This is a genomic window from Bradyrhizobium pachyrhizi, from assembly GCF_029714545.1.
Taxonomy (GTDB): domain Bacteria; phylum Pseudomonadota; class Alphaproteobacteria; order Rhizobiales; family Xanthobacteraceae; genus Bradyrhizobium; species Bradyrhizobium pachyrhizi.
The window spans coordinates 1,877,497-1,897,105 of the sequence record NZ_CP121667.1 but is presented as its reverse complement, the minus strand read 5'-3'; the positions used below and the strand labels follow the sequence as shown (position 1 = coordinate 1,897,105).

14 protein-coding genes are annotated in these 19,609 nt (G+C 66.0%); 4 read left to right on the top strand and 10 right to left on the bottom strand.

The features are described from left to right. Nucleotide 1: 1 nt before the first annotated feature. Both QA639_RS08610 and QA639_RS08605 read right to left on the bottom strand, forming a co-directional pair. Nucleotides 2-898 (bottom strand): TPM domain-containing protein, encoded by an 897-nt coding sequence (locus QA639_RS08610; protein WP_157346709.1) that lies wholly within the window; start codon nucleotides 896-898, stop codon nucleotides 2-4. A gap of 21 nt (nucleotides 899-919) precedes the next feature. Beyond that, nucleotides 920-1,537: a LemA family protein gene (locus QA639_RS08605; protein WP_028334935.1), complete on the bottom strand. Its 618-nt coding sequence runs from the start codon at nucleotides 1,535-1,537 to the stop codon at nucleotides 920-922. Between the two features lie 160 nt (nucleotides 1,538-1,697). Here QA639_RS08605 and QA639_RS08600 point away from each other — a divergent pair, with 160 nt between their 5' ends. Genes QA639_RS08600 through QA639_RS08590 form a run of 3 tightly spaced genes read left to right on the top strand, consistent with a single transcriptional unit; the run spans nucleotide 1,698 to nucleotide 4,916 of the window. Next, complete coding sequence (locus QA639_RS08600) at nucleotides 1,698-2,552, top strand: enoyl-CoA hydratase (protein ID WP_082190771.1); 855 nt, start codon at nucleotides 1,698-1,700, stop codon at nucleotides 2,550-2,552. An 8-nt stretch (nucleotides 2,553-2,560) separates the two neighbouring features. Continuing rightward, entirely contained in the window at nucleotides 2,561-3,706 is a 1,146-nt protein-coding gene (locus QA639_RS08595; RefSeq protein ID WP_157346707.1) for an acyl-CoA dehydrogenase family protein, read from the top strand. A 13-nt stretch (nucleotides 3,707-3,719) separates the two neighbouring features. After that, nucleotides 3,720-4,916, top strand: a complete 1,197-nt coding sequence (locus tag QA639_RS08590) for an acyl-CoA dehydrogenase family protein (protein ID WP_157346705.1) — start codon at nucleotides 3,720-3,722, stop codon at nucleotides 4,914-4,916. Nucleotides 4,917-5,016: 100 nt separating this feature from the next. On the opposite strand, the gene QA639_RS08585 is transcribed toward QA639_RS08590, so the two are convergent. From QA639_RS08585 to QA639_RS08555, 7 genes are all read right to left on the bottom strand, one after another. After that, complete coding sequence (locus QA639_RS08585; protein WP_283089550.1) at nucleotides 5,017-7,344, bottom strand: xanthine dehydrogenase family protein molybdopterin-binding subunit; 2,328 nt, start codon at nucleotides 7,342-7,344, stop codon at nucleotides 5,017-5,019. A gap of 159 nt (nucleotides 7,345-7,503) precedes the next feature. Then, nucleotides 7,504-8,592, bottom strand: a complete 1,089-nt coding sequence (locus QA639_RS08580) for a S1C family serine protease (RefSeq protein ID WP_283089549.1) — start codon at nucleotides 8,590-8,592, stop codon at nucleotides 7,504-7,506. A gap of 97 nt (nucleotides 8,593-8,689) precedes the next feature. Next, a complete protein-coding gene (locus tag QA639_RS08575) occupies nucleotides 8,690-9,565 on the bottom strand; it encodes a dihydrodipicolinate synthase family protein (RefSeq protein WP_057019254.1) in 876 nt (291 codons plus the stop codon). Continuing rightward, nucleotides 9,558-10,514 carry an NAD-dependent epimerase/dehydratase family protein gene (locus tag QA639_RS08570; RefSeq protein WP_028334928.1) on the bottom strand — a complete coding sequence of 319 codons (957 nt, stop codon included), beginning with the start codon at nucleotides 10,512-10,514 and terminating at the stop codon, nucleotides 9,558-9,560. The genes QA639_RS08575 and QA639_RS08570 overlap by 8 nt, the downstream gene beginning before the upstream one ends. A 23-nt stretch (nucleotides 10,515-10,537) precedes the next feature. Beyond that, entirely contained in the window at nucleotides 10,538-12,178 is a 1,641-nt protein-coding gene (pgm, locus tag QA639_RS08565) for a phosphoglucomutase (alpha-D-glucose-1,6-bisphosphate-dependent) (protein ID WP_283089548.1), read from the bottom strand. A gap of 245 nt (nucleotides 12,179-12,423) precedes the next feature. Beyond that, nucleotides 12,424-14,076: an acetolactate synthase large subunit gene (locus tag QA639_RS08560; RefSeq protein WP_283089547.1), complete on the bottom strand. Its 1,653-nt coding sequence runs from the start codon at nucleotides 14,074-14,076 to the stop codon at nucleotides 12,424-12,426. A 78-nt stretch (nucleotides 14,077-14,154) separates the two neighbouring features. Further along, complete coding sequence (locus tag QA639_RS08555) at nucleotides 14,155-16,821, bottom strand: M1 family metallopeptidase (RefSeq protein ID WP_283089546.1); 2,667 nt, start codon at nucleotides 16,819-16,821, stop codon at nucleotides 14,155-14,157. Between the two features lie 248 nt (nucleotides 16,822-17,069). On the opposite strand from QA639_RS08555, the gene QA639_RS08550 reads away from it, so the two are divergent. Beyond that, nucleotides 17,070-18,524 (top strand): GH1 family beta-glucosidase, encoded by a 1,455-nt coding sequence (locus QA639_RS08550; protein ID WP_283089545.1) that lies wholly within the window; start codon nucleotides 17,070-17,072, stop codon nucleotides 18,522-18,524. On the opposite strand, the gene QA639_RS08545 is transcribed toward QA639_RS08550, so the two are convergent. Then, the gene (locus tag QA639_RS08545) at nucleotides 18,525-19,592 is read right to left on the bottom strand and encodes a maleylacetate reductase (RefSeq protein ID WP_283089544.1); all 1,068 of its coding nucleotides are present in this window, start codon (nucleotides 19,590-19,592) and stop codon (nucleotides 18,525-18,527) included. Nucleotides 19,593-19,609 lie beyond the last annotated feature (17 nt).

Genomic DNA, 19,609 nt, shown 5'->3' with positions numbered 1-19,609 from the left:
CCTACCAGCTCCCCGAGGCGCCGCCGCCGCCGAAGCTGCCGCCTCCGCCGCTGAAACCGCCGCTATCGCTCGAGCTCGAGCCGCTGCTCCAGCCCCCGCCGCCGGACCAGCCGCCGGAATAACCGCCGCCGCGCCGGTACGGTCCCGAGCCTGCCGCCGGACCGCCGAAGTTCAATCCGCCGAAGATCAGCGCCGCGACGGCGGCGAACAGGCCGACCACCAGCGCCGTGGCGAGCGAGCCGGCCACCATCCAGGTGAAGACGCCGACAACACCGCCGGTCGCGACCGAGCCCAACAACCGTCCCAGTATCCCACGCAACACGCCGGCCACGATGATGACGATAAAGATCGTCACCGGATTGGCGAAGTCGACCAGGTTCGGCCCTTGCCAATGCTCGGGCTCCGGCGCCGGCAATTTCTCGCCATTGATCAGGCGGATCATCCGGTCGACGCCGGCCGAGATGCCGCCGGCGAAATCGCCGGCCTTGAATTTCGGCGTGATGTCTTCGTCGATGATGCGATGGGTGACGGCATCGCTCAGCACGCCTTCGAGGCCGTAGCCGACCTCGATGCGCAAGTGCCGGTCGTTCTTGGCGACGACAAGGAGCGCACCGTCGTCGACCTTCTTGCGCCCGATCTTCCAGGCCTCGGCCACGCGGATCGAGAATTGCTCGATGGTTTCCTCGCCCGTGGTCGGCACGATCAGGACCGCGATCTGGCTGCCCTTGCGGACTTCCAGATCCTTCAGCCGGTCGGTGAGCGTCGCGACATCGCCGGCGGACAGCGTCCCGGTCTGGTCGACGACGCGGCCGGTGAGCGGAGGCACCGCGACCTCGGCCCATGCCGGGCACACGAAGCCCAGCAGGAAGGCGAGCAGGATGACGCGTGCGGCGGTCATCGCGATGCGCGCGCGCCGGCGCTATTTCGACGGCGCAGGGGCCGGCGACGGATTATTGAAATCGACCTTCGGCGCGGTCGATATTTCCTTTTCATTGTCGACCGTGAAGTTGGGCTTCTCCTTGTAGCCGAACGCCATCGCGGTCAAATTGTTCGGGAAGGTGCGGATGCCGACGTTGTAGTCCTGCACTGCCTTGATGTAGCGATTGCGCGCCACGGTGATGCGGTTCTCGGTGCCCTCGAGCTGCGCCATCAGGTCGCGGAACAGCGCGTCCGATTTCAACTGCGGATAGTTTTCGGTGACGACCAGGAGCCGCGACAACGCGCTGGTCAATTCGCCCTGCGCCTGCGTGAACTTCTGGAACGCCGCCGGATCGTTGAGCACCTCGGGCGTTGCCTGGATGCTGCCGACCTTGGCGCGCGCGTTGGTGACGCCGAGCAGCACGTCCTTCTCCTGCTGCGCAAAGCCCTTCACCGAGTTGACCAGGTTGGGCACGAGATCGGCGCGCCGCTGGTACTGGTTCACCACCTCCGACCAGCTCGACTTGACCTGCTCGTCACTGGTCTGGATCGCGTTGTAGCCGCAGTTGGTCAGGCTCAATGTCGCCAGCGCTGCGAGTACGGTCCAAAGCTTGCGCATGAAGATGGTCCTCCCCGGGTGGATTCTGCGTCAGCGTAACAGATTTTCGCCGGATAATCCCGTGCGGCGGATTTCGCGGCTTCTTTTGCGGATGATGACGCTTGCCTATCCCTGCCCGCGCCGTTCATCATGGCGAAAAAATCAATCGCGGGAGGATCCATTGGCGTCTGAACAATTCGAGACGATTGTTGTCGAACGGCCCGAGCCCGCGATCGCGCGGATCGTGATGAACCGCCCCGAGGCCCGCAACGCCCAGAACCTGCAGATGACCTACGACCTCAACGCCGCCTTCGACCGGGCGGTGCAGGACGACGCGGTCAAGGTCATCATCCTCGCCGGCAACGGCCCACATTTCTCGGCGGGTCACGATCTCAGGCCAGGGGCCAAGAACCAGGCCGGCGCTGATTTCCCGCCAGTCGGAAATTGGGGCGGCTTCGCCGAGCCAAACGCCCATGGCCGCTTCGCGCGCGAGCAGGAGATCTACCTGCAGATCACAAGGCGCTGGCGCAATCTGGCAAAGCCGACGATCGCCGAGGTGCACGGCAAGTGCATTGCCGGCGGGTTGATGCTGGCCTGGGCCTGCGACCTGATCGTTGCCAGCAACGATGCCGAGTTCTGCGACCCCGTGGTGACGATGGGCGTCTGCGGCGTCGAGTGGTTCGTGCATCCCTGGGAGCTCGGCGCGCGCAAGGCCAAGGAGATGCTGTTCACCGCCGACGTCTGGAGTGCCGACGAGGCGCATCGCCTCGGCATGGTCAATCACGTGGTGCGACGCGGCGATCTCTCGTCGTTCACGCTGGCGCTGGCGCGGCGGATCGCCGCAAAGCCCGCCTTTGCGCTGAAGCTTTCCAAGGAGGCGGTGAACCGCTCGATCGACATCATGGGGCAGCCTGCCGCGATCGATCAGGCCTTCGCGCTGCATCAGCTCTGCCACGCCCACAACCTTCAGGAATTCGGCATGGTGGTGGACCCCGCAGGTCTGCATCCCTCCGTCAAGAAAACCGCCAACGTGTAGCAAGCCAGATGGACCTCACCCTCAGCGACGAGCAGCGCCTGCTGCGCGAAAGTGCCGACCGCTTCGTGGCGGAAACCTTCAGCCCCGAGCATCGCAAAAAAGCGGCGAACGATCCGCTGGGCTATTCGCCCGCGATCTGGAAACAGTTCGCCGAGCTCGGCTGGCTGGCGCTGCCGATCAGCGAAGCCCATGGCGGGCTCGGCGGCGGCGCGATCGAGATCGGACTGTTGATGGAAGCGTTCGGCCGCGGGCTGGTGTCCGAGCCGTTCCTCTCCACGGTCGTGATCGGCGCCGCGCTGGTCGCCGAACGCGGCTCCGAGGCGCAGAAGCAGGCGATCCTGCCTGATGTTGCCGAGGGCAAGCTTACGCTCGCCTTCGCGCATTCCGAGCGCGCCGCGCGCTTCGATCTCGCTCATGTCGACACGACGGCCGGCAAGACGGCCGACGGTTGGCGTCTGAACGGCAGCAAGATCGCCGTACTCGACGGCGCAGCAGCCGACCAGATCATCGTCTCGGCCCGTATCGCCAACGCCAATAGTGCGTCCGGCAAGCTTGGCCTGTTCCTGGTGCCGGCGGGGACGCCCGGGCTCACTCTGCGCGACTACGCGCGGCTCGGCGGCGGGCGCGGCTGCAATCTCGATCTGAAGGATGTGCAATTGCCCGCCGATGCGCTGCTCGGCGACGGCAGCGATACGCTGCCCGCGATCGAAACCGTGGTCGACCGCGCGATGGCCGCGCTCGGCGCCGAGGCGGTCGGCATCATGCAGACGCTGCTCGACACTACGCTCGAATACACCAAAATCCGCAAGCAGTTCGGCCGGCCGCTATCGGCCAACCAGGTGATCCGCCATCGCCTCGCGGACGTGGCGATGCAGGTCGACGAGGCGCGCTCGATGGCGTTGCGCGCCGCGCTGATGGCCAATGCCGAGCCTGTGGCCCGCAGCCGTGCGGCGTCCGGCGCCAAGGCGAAGATCGGCAACTGCGCGCGCTTCGTCGCCGAGCAGGCGGTGCAGCTGCACGGCGCGATGGGCGTCACCGAGGAGCTCGACATCGGCGCGTATTTCAAGCGGCTGCTCGCCTTCGATACGCTGTTCGGCAACAGCGCCCATCATTATCGCCGCCACGCCGCGCTGAGCGGCCGCGCGCACGCCTAACGGAGAGCGCACCATGGATCTCACCTTCAGCGCCGAGGAACGCGCTTTCGAGCAGGAAGTCCGCGATTTCATTGCCGGGAGCCTGACGCCGGAGATGAAGCGCGCCACCGCGCTGACGCCGTCGGTGTTCTCCGATCCCGACATCGGCATGGCGTGGCAGCGCGCGCTGCATAAGAAGGGCTGGGGCGCCCCGGGCTGGCCGGTGGAACATGGCGGACCGGACTGGACGCCGGCGCAGCGCTGGATCTTCGAGGCCGAATGCGCCCGCGCCGGCGTGCCCAATGTCAACGTGATGGGCGTGAAGATGGTCGGCCCCGTCATCATCGGGTTCGGCTCGCCCGAGCAGCAGAATTTCTATCTGCCGCGGATTCTCTCCGGCGAGGATTACTGGTGCCAGGGCTATTCCGAGCCGGGCTCGGGCTCCGACCTCGCCTCGCTGAAGACGCGCGCGGTGCGCGACGGCGACGACTACGTCATCAACGGCACCAAGATCTGGACCACGCACGCCCATCACGCCAACCGCATGTTCGCGCTGGTGCGAACCAATGACGGCGAGCGGCAGCAGGACGGCATCAGCTTCATCCTGATCGACATGAAGACGCCGGGGATCACTACCCGCCCGATCCTGACCATCGGCGGCGACCACGAGGTCAACCAGGTATTCTTCGACGACGTCCGCGTGCCCGTCGCCAACCGCGTCGGCGAGGAAGGCAAGGGCTGGACCTACGGCAAATATCTGCTCGAATTCGAGCGCGGCTCCGGCATCGCGTCGGCCAAGCTGCGCGAGGCGCTGAAGACGATCACCGATCTCGCAGGCTCCGAGGTCACCGGCCGCGCCATCGAGGATCCCGATATCGCGATCCGGATGTCGGAGGTCGAGGTCGACATCGATGCGCTCGAGATGACCGAGCTCAGGGTGCTGTCGGCGCTGCAGACCGGGCAGAATCCGGGCGCGGTGTCGTCGCTGATCAAGCTCCGCGTCAGCGAGATCCGCCAGGCGGTGACGCGGCTTGGCGTCGACGTGATCGGCCAGGACGGCCTTGCCGTCGAGCCGGCGCGGCCGTTCTACCGGCTTAACCACGAGCCGGCGATTCCGGAGGAGCTGCTGCCGGTGGTGCCGGAATATCTCAACGGCCGTGCCTATACGATCTTCGGCGGATCGTCCGAGATCCAGCGCGACATCATCGCGAAGATGGTGCTGGGACTGTAGGGCACCGTCGTTCCGGGGCATCGCAGAGCGATGAACCCGGAACCTCGATGTTGTGGCGCGAGATTCCGGGTTCGCGCTAGCGCGCGCCCCGGAATGACGGCTAAGCAGCCCCCGCCTTCGCGTTCTGGATCGCCTGCCAGATCTTCGACGGCGTCAGCGGCGTGTTCAGCTGCTTGATCCCGACCTCGCTCAGCGCATCCATCACGCCGTTGGTGATGCAGGGCGGCCCGCCGATCGCGCCGGACTCGCCGCAGCCCTTGGCGCCCAGCGGATTGGTCTTGCACGGCGCGGAGCCATCGAGCGTCACCGTGATCGGCGGAATGTCGTCCGCGCGCGGGATGCAATAGTCCTGATAGCTCGCGGTCAGCAGCTGGCCTTCCTCGCTGTAGGCCACGCCTTCGTACAGCGCCTGGCCGATACCCTGGACAACGCCGCCATGCACCTGCCCCGTCACCAGCATCGGATTGACGGCAACACCGACGTCATCGACCGTGGTGTAGCGCGCCACCCGCGTGACGCCGGTCTCCGGATCGATCTCGACCTCGCAGATATGGGTGCCGTTCGGCCAGCTCGGCCCGTCGACATTACCCTCGCTCTCGACCGAGAGCTTTGCGCCGTTTTCCTTCGCCGCGATCTCGAACAGGCTGATGCGCCTGTCGGTGCCGACCACGGTGAGGAAGCCGTCGCGATACTCGATGTCCTCGACGGAGGCTTCCAGCAAATTGGAGGCCTTGTCGCGCGCCTTGTTGATCATGTCGTTCGAGGAGACCGCAACCGCGGTGCCGCCGACGAACAGCGAACGCGAGCCGACGCTGCCGAAGCCGGTGGCGAGGTCGGTGTCGCCCTGAATCACGTCGATCTTGTCCATGGCGATGCCGAGCGTATCAGCGATCATCTGGGTGTAGGTGGTGGCGAGGCCCTGCCCCATCGCCATGGTGCCGGAATGCAGGATGACGCGGCCTTCCGCGGTCGCATGCAGCGAGACGTTCTCGGTGTGGGCGCGGCCGCCGGTCCATTCGATGTAGCTGGTCAGGCCGCGGCCGTAGAGCAGGCCCTTCTTCTTCGCCGCCTTCTTGCGCGCGGTAAAGCCGTTCCAGTCCGCCAAATCAGACGCGCGCTCCAGCATGTGCGCGAAGGCACCGGAATCGTACACCTGCCCGACCGCGTTGGTGTAGGGCAGCTGCGCCGGCTTGATGTAGTTGACCTTGCGGATGGTGCGCGGGTCCATGCCGATCTGGCGCGCGGCGGCATCGAACAGCCGCTCGACGATGAACACCGCCTCGGGCCTGCCGGCGCCGCGATAGGCCCCGACCGGCGCGGTGTGGGTCATCACCGACTTCACCTCGAAATGCACCAGCGGCAGGTCGTAGACGCCGGTCTGCACGAACGGCCCGAGCACCAGCGGGATGATGTTGGCGGTGCCCGACGAATAGGCCCCGGTACCGCCGATCGAGCGCACCCGATAGGCCAGCACGCGGCCCTTGGCGTCGAGCGCGAACTCGCCGGTCGAGGTCAGGTCGCGGCCATGGGTGCCGCCGACGAACTCGTCGGTGCGGTCGCCGCGCCAGCGGATCTTCTCGTTCAGCTTGGTCGCGGCATAGGCGACGATGCCGTCCTCCGGATACAGGCTGGTCTTCTGGCCGAAGCCGCCGCCGATGTCGCCGACCAGCACGCGTACGCTGTCCTTCGGTCGCTTCAGGATCGATTCCGCCAGCAGGTCGCGGGTCGAGCCCGGGGTCTGCGACTGCACGTGGAGGATCAGCCGTCCGGTCTTCTTCTCGATCTCGGCAATGGTCGAGCGCGGCTCCATCGCCGACGGCACCAGGCGCTGGCTGACCAGGTCGAGCGACACCTTGTGCGCGGCGTTGGCGAAGGCTTCCTCGACCTTGGCGGCATCGCCATAGCTCATCGCGGCCACGACGTTGTCGGGTGCCTCCGGCCAGACCGCCGGCGCGCCCGGCTTGATCGCCTCGACCGGATCGACCACCGAGGGCAGCACCTCGTAATCGATCTCGATCGCTTCGGCCGCGGTCTGGGCCAGCACGCGCGAGGTCGCGACCACCGCCGCGACGCCCTCGCCCGCGTAACGCACCACCTCATGCGCCAGCAGGCGTCGCGGCGGCACGGTCATCGGCGAGCCGTCGGGCCGCTTGAAGATCGCAAGCGTCGGCAGCGTGCCGATATCGTCCTCGACGAGGTCGGCGCCGGTATAGACGGCCTTGACGCCCGGCATCTCCAGCGCCGCCTTGGCGTTTATCGACTTGATGTTGGCGTGGGCGTGCGGCGAGCGCAGCACATGCAGCCAGAGCGCACCGTCCTGCGGCTTGTCGTCGATGAAATGCCCCTTCCCGGTGACCAGCCGCTGGTCTTCCAGACGCTTGACTGGCTGGCCCGCACCAAAACGCATATTGCCGGGAAGAATGTTCATCAGAGGGTCCTTCGAGCTTCCAAGAATTTCCAGAGAATTTGGCGGGGGTTTTAGCGGATTTTGGCGGCCTGACAACCACACGCCAGCCGAAGGACAGGCATCTCGTCGCGCGGCGCGCGAAAGCACAATCCGGCGGTACGCGTCAGGGCAGTGACGACATTATTGCGTCCGGCCGATATCGACGATGGCGACCTCGACATCGCGCGCCGAGCCTTCGCGGTTCACGCTGAGCCGGACCTTCTTGCCGACCCCGATCTGCTCGAGCTGGTCGGCCAGATCGGAGAGCCGGTGCACCGGCTTGCCGTCGACCGCGGTGATCACGTCGCCGAGCTCACCGGTCGACATGTCGACCCCGCGTATCCCGGCGCGCTCGGCCGGCGACCCCGGTGTCGTGCGCACCACGATCAATCCTTCGGCACCGATACGGGTGGCGACGGCCTCATTCGCGGTGACGATGCCGATCCCCGGCGTCGGCACGCGGCCGTTGCGGATCAGCTCGGGCACCACGCGATTGACGATGTCGACCGGGATCGCGAAGCCGATGCCGGCATTCGAGCCCGACGGCGATAGGATCGCCGTGGTCACGCCGATCAGCCGGCCGGCGGAATCGAGCAACGGGCCGCCCGAATTGCCCGGATTGATCGCGGTGTCGGTCTGGATCACGTTGGAGATCTCGCGGCCGCTGGAGGTCGGCAGCCGGCGCTTGAGCGCGCTGATGATGCCGCTGGACATCGATTGATCGAGCCCGAACGGGTTGCCGATCGCATAGGCAAACTGGCCGACCTTGAGATCGGCGGAGCTGCCGAGCGCCAGGGGCGGCGGCAGGTTGCGCGCGCTGCGGATGCGCAGCACCGCCAGGTCGTAGTTCGGCGCCGTGCCGACGATCTCGGCGCGTACCGCCTCGCCGGAGGCGAAGCGGATCGCGACCTGGCTCGCATTCTGCACCACGTGGTTGTTGGTGACGACGTGGCCGTCATTGTCCCAGACAATGCCGGTGCCCGACGCCGCGCCGCCCTCCTGCTCCTCGCTCAGCGGATTGGCGGCAGTTTGCGTCACCACCTGCACGACCGACGGCGAGACCTTCTCGAAGATCTCGACATTGGCCTTTTCGGCGTCCGACAGCGCGCCGCGCTCGGTGACCGCGCGGGCAGCCGGGCCGCTCCACGGCGCCTGACGGATGCTGCCGGCCGCGAATATCAGCAGAACGGCCGCGATCACGGCCAGGACAAGGACGGTACGCCGATTCATTGCTGTGCTCCACGCAACAAACGCGCTGACCAAGCGGAGGTTTCCGGCATAGCCAGGGCGGATTGCCCGGCATTTTGCCGCGTGGCCCCCGACGGCTTCAGGCCAGATCGCGCAACGCCGCCTCGACCACCTTGCGCTGCTCGGCCGTGAGCGGCGCCTGCGGCGGCACGGGATCGCCGACGTCGTAGCCCTGGCTCGCGAGCCCGGCCTTGATGCAGGCGGCGAGGTTGAAGCGGGCAAACGCCTCGTTGATGCGCCACAGCTTGCGCTGCAGGGCCATCGCCTCATCCCAGCGGGTGCGGCGGCACAGATTGTAGAGCTCGACGCTTTGCCGCGGGATGATGCAGGCAGGACCCGCCATCCAGCCGTGGCCGCCGATCAGCATCACCGCGGCCGGAATATGGGCGGAGGCCGAGAACACCTTCAGGCTGTCGCCGCAACGGTTCATGATCGACAGCAGCCGCCCGGTGTTGGTCGAGGCGTCCTTGATGTAGCCGATGCGCGGATGCCCGGCGAGCCGCGCGATGACGTCGAGCGTGAGGTCGGAGCGCTGGAAATTCGGATTGGTGTAGATCACGACCGGAATGTCGACGGCATCGGCGATGGCGCGGAAATAGGCTTCGACCTGCGCGTCGCCGACCGGAAAATACGCCTCCATGATCGCGAGGATGCCGGTCGCGCCGCGCTTCTGGTAGGCCTTGGCCTGCGCCACCGCATCCGCCGTCGAGGTCGAGGCGACGCCGGCGACCACCGGCACGCGGCCCTGCGCGGCCTCGATCGTGGTCGCCACCACCTGCATGCGCTGCGCATTGTTGAGATAGGCGAACTCGCCGGTCGAGCCGAGCGGCGTCAGGCCGTGGACGCCGGCCTTGACCAGATCGTCGCAGAGCCGGCCCAGCACCTCGGTGCGGACATGGCCGGCAGGGTCGACCGGGGACACCAGATACGGAAAGACGCCGTGGAAGTCAGCCATTTGCGAGCCTCGTTGACGGCGAGACATAATCGGGATCGTGCGCAAAGGGAAGCGGCGTGCCGCTGCGCAAGGCGCCGAGCACCGCTGCGAAATCCGTGCCGGCGCGGAAACCGAGCAGCCGTTCGGCCTTGCTCGCGTCGTAGATCCGGCCGATCGATTTCGGCAGGTGCCAGCCGCGCCGCGCGAACAGCGCCGGCGCATCGGGGAAGGTGCGCGCGATGACCCCGGCCGCGTCCGTCTTCAGGTCGGCGACATCGCTGCGCGCAAACGGCGTCGGCGCGCTGATGACAAAGACCTCGAAGCCGCGGATCTTGTCCAGCGCCGCGACATGAGCATCGGCGGCGTCCTCGACGGTGAGGCGGCGGTACAGCAGCTCGGTCGCCTTCAGGTTCTCGCCATGGATGTCGCGGATGGTGTCGTCATCCTCGGGGAAGAAGCGGCTGGTGCGCAGCACCGCGCAGTTCAGCCCGTGCTCGCGGCTGTACAGCCGGCACAGCCCTTCAGCGGCGAGTTTTGTCACTCCGTAAATGTTGCGCGGCTCGAGCGGTCCTGTCGTCTCGTCGAGCCACACCGCAGCATGGCCTTCCTCGTCGCGGATCGCCTGCGAGATCATCAGCGAGGTCGTCGAGGTGAGGACGAAACGGTCGTGGCCGGCAGCAACGGCTGCCTGCAGCAAATTGAGCGTGCCTGACACGTTGACGTCGACAAAGGCCTGCGGCGCGAACCGCGCGATATCGGGCTTGTGCAGCGCGCCGCCATGGATCACGGCCTCGATGCCGTAATCCGCGAACACGCGCTCGACCACCGATCGTTCGGCTACCGAGCCTGTGACATCGGTCGCCTCGCCCGGGACGACGTCGAGGCCGACCACATCATGGCCGGCCTGTCGAAGCCGCGGCGCGAGGAAACGGCCGAGCCAGCCGGAGGAGCCGGTCAACAATATTCGCATGAGGTCCGCCCGGCTCGCGCGTTTCAGAACACCTTGGCGATCGCGGCCTGCGCGTCGCCCTGGATCTGCTTGAGATGATCCGGCCCGCGGAAGCTTTCGGCGTAGATCTTGTAGACATCCTCGGTGCCAGAGGGACGCGCGGCGAACCAGCCCGCCTCGCTCTCGACCTTGATGCCGCCGAACGGCTGGTCGTTGCCCGGCGCCTTGGCCCTGACCGCCCGCACGGCATCGCCGGCGAGCTGCGTCATGTTGAGCTGATCGGGCCCGAGCGCCTTCAGCGCGTTCTTCTGCTTCGGCGTCGCCGCCACATCGATGCGCTCGTAATAGGGAACGCCGAGTTCGGCGGTCAGCTCGCCAAACAATTCGCTCGGATCGCGGCCGGTCTTGGCGATGATCTCGGCCGCCAGGAGGCCGAGGATGATGCCGTCCTTGTCGGTGGTCCACACCGAACCGTCGCGCTTCAGGAAGGATGCGCCCGCGCTCTCCTCACCGGCAAAGCCGAAGCCGCCGCTGCCGAGCCCGTCGACGAACCATTTGAAGCCGACCGGCGTCTCGACCAGCTTGCGGCCCAGCTTCGTCGCGACGCGATCGATGATCGAGCTCGACACGATGGTCTTGCCGATCGCGGCGTCCTTGCTCCATTGCGGCCGGTGCGCGAACAGATAGGCGATCGCGGTGGCGAGGAAGTGGTTCGGGTTCATCAGCCCGTTCGAGCGCGTCACGATGCCGTGGCGGTCGGCGTCGGTGTCGTTGGCGAAGGCGACGTCGAAACGATCGCGCATCCCGATCAGGCTCGCCATCGCATAAGGCGACGAGCAGTCCATCCGGATCTTGCCGTCCCAGTCCGCGGTCATGAAGCGGAAGGTCGGATCGACCGCATCATTGACGACCGTGGCGTTGATGCCGTAGCGCGCGATGATCGGCTGCCAGTAGTGCACCGCCGCGCCGCCGAGCGGGTCGACGCCGATCTTGACGCCGGCGGACTTGATCAGCGCGAGATCGACGGTGTTGCCGAGATCGGCAACATAGGGCGTGATGTAGTCGTGCAGATGCGTGCTCGCTGCCTTGCGCGCGCGATCATAGGGCAGCCGCGCGACGCCCTTGAGGCCTGCCTCGATGTAGCGGTTGGCGTTCTTCTCGACCACGGCGGTGACGTCCGTGTCGGCCGGGCCGCCATGCGGCGGATTGTATTTGTAGCCGCCATCCTCCGGAGGATTGTGTGACGGCGTGATGACGACGCCGTCGGCAAGGCCCGTGCTGCGGCCCTTGTTGTAGCTCAGGATCGCGTGCGAGATCACCGGCGTCGGCGTGTAGCCGCCCTGCGCATCGATCATGATCTCGACGCCGTTGGCCGCGAACACCTCGACCGCGCTGGCCAGCGCCGGCTCGGCCAGCGCATGGGTGTCGATGCCGATGAACAGCGGCCCGGTGAGGCCCTTCTCGCGCCGGTAATCGCAGATCGCCTGTGTGGTGGCGAGGATATGGTCCTCGTTGAAGGAATTCTTCAGCGACGAGCCGCGATGGCCCGAGGTACCGAACGCAACCCGCTGGGCGGGATCGCCGGCGTCGGGCTTGCCGGCGAAATAGGCCGTGACCAGCCGCGGCACATTGGCAAGCGCGGCGGGATCGATGGGTTTGCCGGCGGCAGGATTTGGTGCAGTCACGTGACCTCTCAGATCTGGTATCGCCGGCCATCAGCACAACGAGTGATGCCATCGCGTAATATCTTGGCGTGCTACCATGGCGGCTTACGTTCAATCAAGCCGAGGGCTTTTCGTTCCTTGCCCATCGCAGCCATGCTTCAGCTTCTTGTTTGAGCATGATCTCCGCGCAAACGCTTTGCGTTTGTCGCGAGGGAAAACCGCTTCGCACTTTGCGCTAACGCGGCCGTTCGGGTCCGGATCATGCTCTACGACACATCGATCTGCTGCACCTTCTCGCGCAGTTCGTCGACCAGCACCCGCTTGTTCTCGGTATAGTCGATCGGCACCACGACAAGATGCACGCCGCCGCCGGAGAAGGCGCGCTCCAGGGTCGGGACGATCGCATCCGTGCTCGCGATCCGCGAACCCTTGGCGCCGTAGCTTTCGGCGTATTTGACGAAATCCGGATTGCCGAAGGTCAGGCCGAAATCCGGGAAATTGTCGACCGCCTGCTTCCAGCGGATCATGCCGTAGGCGGAATCCTCCAGGATCAAAATCACCAGATTGAGCTTGAGGCGGACGGCAGTCTCGAGTTCCTGCGAGTTCATCATGAAGCCGCCATCGCCACAGACCGCGAGCACGCGGTTCTTCGGATACAGCATCGCCGCCATCATCGCCGACGGCAGGCCGGCGCCCATGGTCGCGAGCGCGTTGTCGAGCAGCAGCGAGTTCGCGAGCAGCGTGCGGTAGTTGCGTGCGAACCAGATCTTGTACATGCCGTTGTCCAGCGCGACGATGCCGTCCTCCGGGATGACCTGCCGCACATCGTGCACGATGCGCTGCGGCGTCGGCGGCCAGCGGCCCTCGGTGGCGCGATCGGTGACCTTGGCCAGAATGCTCTCGCGCAGGCTGAGCAGCGCGCTGGCATGCGGCAGCTTTCCCTCGACCCGATCAGCCAGCAATTCGAGGCTCGGCCCGACATCGCCGATCACCTCGCATTGCGGGAAATAGACCTGCTCGACCGTTGCCGGCATGTAGCTGACATGGATCACCTGCGGCCCCTTCGGGCCCATGATGAAAGGCGGCTTCTCGACCGTGTCATGACCGATCGCGATGATGAGGTCGGCGCGGTCGATCGCCTCATGCACATAGTCGCGCTCACTCAGCGCGGCGGTCCCCATATACTGATTGGTGCCGCCCGACACCGTGCCCTTGCCCATCTGCGTAGTAATGAACGGGATCTTCGTGCGCCGCACGAAGTCGCCGATCCCGGCGGTGGAGCGCGGACGCGATGCCGCAGCACCAAGCATGATCAGCGGGCGCTGCGCCTTCAGGATCATGTCGGCGGCGCGGTCCAGCGCGGCGGCGTGCGCGATCGGAATTTCGATCGGATGCGGCGGTATCATTTCGACCGGCGCAGTCTCCTCGCCCGCAATGTCCTCCGGCAGTTCGAGCAGCACCGGCCCCGGCCGTTCCTGCGTCGCAATGCGAAAGGCGTCGCGGACCAGCGTCGGAATGGTCGCGCCGCTGACGATCTGCAGCGACAGCTTGGTCAGCGGACGAAACGTATTGACGATGTCGACAATCTGGAACTTGGCCTGCCGGCTGCTCAAGATGCCCTTCTGGCCCGTCAGCATCACCATCGGCATCGCGCCGAGCAGCGCATAGGCGGCGCCGGTGGTGAGGTTGAGCGCGCCGGGGCCGAGCGTCGTCATGCAGACGCCGGGCTTTCCGGTCAACCTGCCATAGGTCGCCGCCATGAATGCCGCGGCCTGCTCGTGGCGCGTCACGATCAGGTTGATCGAGGATTTGTGCAGGCTCTCGACGACGTCGAGATTCTCCTCGCCGGGAACGCCGAACACCCGCTCCACGCCCTCATTCTCGAGGGCAGCGACCAGCAAATCGGAACCTTTGACCATCTCAGCCTCGCATCGTTGATTGCATGCCGCGCACGGAGCATAGCCGCATCGCGCGCCGCCGGAAACTCCCTCGCGATCTCACGGCTTGTGCGCCCTGATCCAGGCGTCGGCGGCGGGCAGCACGCGCGCGGCAAGATCGGCCGAGATTGCGATCGCCTGCACCGATCGCGCCACCATCACCCGTCCGCCGGTGGTCGATTGCGACGGAGCGAACGCAGCCAGTTCCGCCGCGTGTGCCTCATCGGTAAAGTTGGTCATGAAGTTCGGCACGAACTGGTCGCGGAAGTTCGGCCCCTGCCTCGCCAGCAACGTATCGAAATTGGTCCGGACGAAGTTCCAGGCGAGCTGCGGCTGCTCGCCGGCGGACGCAACCGCGTTGATCATCCCCGTCACGATCGTGTCGGGCAATTCGTTGGTCAGCGTCAACGCCAGCGTTGCCCGCGCCAATTCAGCATCGCGGGCACTTGCCGCCGCGAGATAATAGCGCAGCCGTTCATTGGTTGCCGTGCTGTTACGTGCCAGCGCCAGCAGCTGGTCGTAGGTCGCCCGATCGGCGGTCACACCGACAACATGCGTGACGGCGTCGCGCAATGCGGTCGGAAGCGAATTGGGATCATCGACGAATGCCGCAAAGCGCCGCTTCGCTTCCGCCAGAATAGCTGCATCCCCGAGATCGCCAAGCGTCGAGATCAGGCTTGCACGCAACAACGCAATGTCATCGTCGCCTGAACCGGCGCCGTCCCATCCGATCCGATCGAACACCGGGCGCAGCTTGGCGCGGGCATAGGCCTGGATCACCGGCCGCTCGGTGCGGTCGCGAGCCAGGCGGTTCAGCGCCGCAAATGTCGAAATCACCTGGTCCCACACCGCGCGATGGTCACCGGCATCGAGCGCATCGAACAGCGCGAGATAGGACGGCGCCTCCGCGCGGCCCGCCTGCACCAGCGCCCAGCTGTCGGTAACGACATTGAGACGGTCGGCGACCTGCATTTGCGGGAATGCGTTCAGCAACGCCGCACGGTTCTTCGGACCGTACTCGACCCTGAAGTAACCGACGTCGCCGAGGTTGACCTTGATCGCATCGCCGCAGGCGCCGGCCGGCATATCGGTGCTTCCCTTCAGCAATATCTCGTCAAACGGCTTGCCATGCGTCGGTCCGACCGCAACGGGGATCTGCCAGTTGCGGGCCGGCAGCGGCGGATTGTTGGCCGGCGCGATCACGAAGCGATCCTGCCGCAAGGTCAGCCGTTGCGCCGCGCCATCGCAGTCCGTCTCGGCCACGACCAGCGGCACGCCGTCCTGCTCGGTGAAGGAGGCGGCGATCCCAGTGATCGCCTTGCCGCCGCTACTCTCGAGCGCCTGCCAGAGATCAGCGGTTGTCGCGTTGCTGTAGGCATGCGCGGCCATGTATTTGCGGATGCCGTCGCGGAACGCCGGTTCGCCGAGATAGGTCTCGAGCATGCGGATCAACGCCTGCCCCTTGTTGTAGGTGATGGCGTCGAACGCCGTCACCGCTTCGCTGTGATCGGCAATCGGCTGCTGCACGGGATGCGAGGTGCGCCGCGCATCGAGCGCCATGGCAAACTGCTTCGCGCCGTAACCGTTCAGCCAGCCCTGCCACTGCGGATAGAACTGCTCCGAGGCCTTGGTTGCCATCCAGCTGGCAAAACCCTCGTTGAGCCAGAGATTGTCCCACCACGCCATGGTGACGAGATCGCCGAACCACATATGAGCCATCTCGTGCGCGATGATGGCGAAGATGCCGCGCCGCGCGGTCTCGGCGGAAGTCGCAGGATCGAACAGCAGCCGGCTCTCGAAGAAGGTGATGCCGCCCCAGTTTTCCATTGCGCCGCCGAACCCGCCGGGAACGGCGATCAGGTCGAGCTTCGGCAGCGGATATTTGACGCCGAAATAGTCGTTGTAATAGCCGAGCAGCTTCACCGCGCTGTCGAGTGCGAACCGGCCCTGCCCGCTCTTGCCCTCCGTCGTCACCACGCCGACTGTGACGCCGCCCGCATCCGCTGTGACGCGCTCGAGCTCGCCGACCGTGAGCACGAACAGATAGCTCGACATCTTCGGCGTCGGTGCGAACGCAACCTTCTTGAGATCGCCGGCGACCGGCTCTTCGCTGGTCACGGGCATGTTGCCGACCGCGAGCAGATTGCGCGGAATGACGACGGTCAGCGCGAAGCTCGCCTTGAACGACGGCTCATCCCAGCACGGGAAGATCCGCCTTGCATCGGCTGGCTCCAGCTTGCTGGAGATCATCCGCTTGATCCCGGTCCCGGTCGGGTAGTCGACCGAGAACAGGCCGGTGCCGAATTTGTTGATCTGCGCCGTGAAGGCGATGCGCAGCTTGTGGCGGGCGGCCGCAAGCGGCCTGGCGAAGGTCAGCGTTGCGGTCTGCGCGGCGGCATCGGTCGCGACCTCCGCGCGCTGCGCGCCGTCATCGATCGTAACCTCTGCGAATGTCGTGTTGACCGCGTTCAGCGTCAGCTGCGCGGTCGCCTCGCGCGCCTCGATGTCGACGGTCTCGACGCCGGGCAGAGCGAGGCCCGCGATATCAGGCGTCAGCTCGATCGCGTAATGCAACGGGACCACCGTCTTCGGCAACTTTCCGGGCGTGCGGTCGAACGAAAATGTCTGCTCGGCCTGCGCGCTTGCGGCCATCGCCAAAGCCAAGCCGATCGCAGTGGCAAGACGACGCAGCAGCGCCCTTCGGACATGGGTTGCAGGCTTGTTCATCGCGCGCAGCTCACGGGAATTTCGGGGATATTCGGATGTCATTGCGGAAAGACGTAGCAGGCAATCTAGTAGAGAAAATGTCGCCACAAAACTGACAACTCCGCGACATTGACATCACAATGGTTCGCATTGATTGGTGCGACGTTCGCCACGGCGCTTTGGCCCGCCGACCCTTGTTGCTCAACGGCGGGATGGAAGGTTAACCTACGGCCCGCATCCAGCGGCAACGTCCGCGACGGGAGACAGCAATGTTCGGAAAGTTCTCGCGCCGGCAGTTTGGGGGCCTTGCAGGCCTCTCGGCGCTCGGTTTGGCCGGCTCTGCCGAGGCTGCAAACCGTGCGTCGCGGCCGGACGGCACGAACTTTCCCACGGGCTTCGTCTGGGGCACCGCAACCTCGTCCTACCAGGTCGAGGGCGCGGTCAATGAGGACGGCCGCGGCCCATCGATCTGGGACACTTTCACCCATACATCGGGCAAGATCGAGGACGGTTCGACCGGCGACCGCGCCAACGACCACTATCACCGCTACAAGGAGGACGTTCGTCTCATCAAGGATCTCGGCGCCAAGGCGTATCGGTTTTCGATCGCCTGGCCGCGGGTATTTCCCGACGGCTCCGGCACGCCGAACCCGAAGGGCCTCGACTTCTACAACCGCCTGGTCGACGAGCTGCTGGCGAACGGCATCGAGCCCTACGCCACGCTCTATCACTGGGACCTGCCGCAGGCGCTGCAGGACCGCGTCGGCGGCTGGCGCTCCCGCGACACCTCGAAGGCATTCGGCGACTATGCCGGCTATGTGGCACAGCGACTGACCGACCGCGTGAAGAACGTCTTCACCCTCAACGAGGTCGGGCGTTTCCTCCCCTTCGGCTATGCGCTCGGCGTCGACGCCCCGGGGCTGAAGCTGCCGGCGCGCGAGGTGAACCAGGCGCGCCATCATGTGGCGCTGGCGCACGGGCTCGCGGTACAGGCGATCCGCGCCAAAGGCCGTGCCGGCACGCGGGTCGGGCCGGCCGAGAACATCACCGCCTGCGTGCCCGCCTTCAACACGCCGGAGAACATCCGCGCCACCGAGATCGCGACCCGCGAGCTCAACGCAGGTTTCCTCGGTGTCGTCCTTGAAGGCAAATACACCGAAGGCTTCCTGCAATATGCCGGCGCGGATGCGCCCAAATTCACCGCGGACGAGCTGAAGATCATCTCGCAGCCCAATGATTTCGTCGGGCTGAACATCTACGCGCCGCAATGCTACATCCTTGCCACCGAGCATGCCCCCGGCTGGAAGCCGCTGCCGATGCCGGCTTCCTTCCCGCACATGAGCTCGGAATGGCTGCGGATCGCGCCGGAGACGATCTATTGGGCGCCGCGGATCGCCGCCAAGCTGTGGAACATCAAGAGCATCTATATCAGCGAGAACGGCACGTCCGGCGAGGACAAGGTGCATCCGGACGGGCAGATCTACGATCTCGACCGCATCATGTTCCTGCGCAACTACCTTGCGCAATTGCAGCGCGCGACCGCCGACGGGGTCCCGGTCCATGGCTATTTCCTGTGGAGCCTGATGGACAATTTCGAATGGATATTCGGCTACGAGAAGCGCTTCGGCCTCTACCGGGTGGATTTCGAGACCCAGGCCCGGGTGCCGAAATTGAGCGCGGCATTCTACCGCGACGTGATCGCGCGCAACGCGATCGGGGTCTGATCATCCGGCCTGCGGCCGCGCGCCGGACCACGCGCGCTTCAGCAGGTCGCGGATGCTGCTCTCCTCGATCGGCCGCGGATTCCAGTAAGGATTTTTGGTGGCGAGCGCAGCGGCCTTTGCGATGCCGTCTTCGGGCATGCCGATCTCGGCGAGCGAGCGCGGCGCGCCGAGCCTTGCCGACAGATCGAACAAGCCGTCGGCGGCGCTGGTCGCTCCAAGTGCCCTCGCCGCGCGGCTAACTGAATCGCGCGCGGCCGGCGTATTGTAGGCGATGGTGTGCGGCAGCAGCACTGCATGGGTCTCGGCATGCGGCAGGTCGAACAACGCGCCGACCGTATGACAGAGCTTGTGGTGCAGCGCCATGCCGACGGTGCCGAGACAGACCGCGCACAGCCACGCACCATAGAGCGCGTCCGCGCGCGCATCGAGATCGCGCGGCCGCGCGATCACGTCGGGGAGCGATGATGCGAGCTTTGCGATCGCCTCTTCCGCCATCAGCGAGGTGATCGGGTTGCCGTCCCGCGCGTACAGCGCCTCGGCGGCATGCGCGATCGCATTGAGGCCGGAGATCGCGGAGAATTTTGCCGGCATCGAGATCGTCAGGTTGACGTCGTAGATCACGGTCTCGGGCAGTATCCTCGGCGATGATTGCGTGGTCTTGACGCCGTCGACAGTCTCGCCGAGCACCGGCGTCATCTCGGAGCCGGCATAGCTGGTCGGCACGATCAGTTGCGGCAGGTCGGTGCGCAGCGCAATCGCCTTGCTGAGGCCGGTCGCGGCGCCGGCGCCGATCGCAACCACGCCGTCGGGCTTGAGCTCGCGGACGATCTCCATCGCATGTTCGGTCACCGCCACCGGCGTATGCACCACTGCGCCGTCGAACAATCTGGCCACACGGCCGCCGGTCAGGTCAGCGAGATCGCCGAGCTCGGCCTGCTGCCGCCGGCTCGCCAGCACCAGCGCGCGACCGATGCCGAGCCGGTCGAGCTCGTCCGCCAGCTGCGCGACCGTGCCGACCCCGAACACGACCCGCATCGGGCTGACCTGGTAGGTGAACGGCTGCGCCATGGCGATTTCCGAAGGGT

Bases quoted from the DNA above. Each gene is read 5' to 3' on its own strand.
- QA639_RS08610 (WP_157346709.1), bottom strand. From the start codon at position 898: ATGACCGCCGCACGCGTCATCCTGCTCGCCTTCCTGCTGGGCTTCGTG.
- QA639_RS08605 (WP_028334935.1), bottom strand. From the start codon at position 1,537: ATGCGCAAGCTTTGGACCGTACTCGCAGCGCTGGCGACATTGAGCCTG.
- QA639_RS08595 (WP_157346707.1), top strand. From the start codon at position 2,561: ATGGACCTCACCCTCAGCGACGAGCAGCGCCTGCTGCGCGAAAGTGCC.
- QA639_RS08590 (WP_157346705.1), top strand. From the start codon at position 3,720: ATGGATCTCACCTTCAGCGCCGAGGAACGCGCTTTCGAGCAGGAAGTC.
- QA639_RS08585 (WP_283089550.1), bottom strand. From the start codon at position 7,344: ATGAACATTCTTCCCGGCAATATGCGTTTTGGTGCGGGCCAGCCAGTC.
- QA639_RS08580 (WP_283089549.1), bottom strand. From the start codon at position 8,592: ATGAATCGGCGTACCGTCCTTGTCCTGGCCGTGATCGCGGCCGTTCTG.
- QA639_RS08575 (WP_057019254.1), bottom strand. From the start codon at position 9,565: ATGGCTGACTTCCACGGCGTCTTTCCGTATCTGGTGTCCCCGGTCGAC.
- QA639_RS08570 (WP_028334928.1), bottom strand. From the start codon at position 10,514: ATGCGAATATTGTTGACCGGCTCCTCCGGCTGGCTCGGCCGTTTCCTC.
- QA639_RS08560 (WP_283089547.1), bottom strand. From the start codon at position 14,076: ATGGTCAAAGGTTCCGATTTGCTGGTCGCTGCCCTCGAGAATGAGGGC.
- QA639_RS08555 (WP_283089546.1), bottom strand. From the start codon at position 16,821: ATGAACAAGCCTGCAACCCATGTCCGAAGGGCGCTGCTGCGTCGTCTT.
- QA639_RS08550 (WP_283089545.1), top strand. From the start codon at position 17,070: ATGTTCGGAAAGTTCTCGCGCCGGCAGTTTGGGGGCCTTGCAGGCCTC.
- QA639_RS08545 (WP_283089544.1), bottom strand. From the start codon at position 19,592: ATGGCGCAGCCGTTCACCTACCAGGTCAGCCCGATGCGGGTCGTGTTC.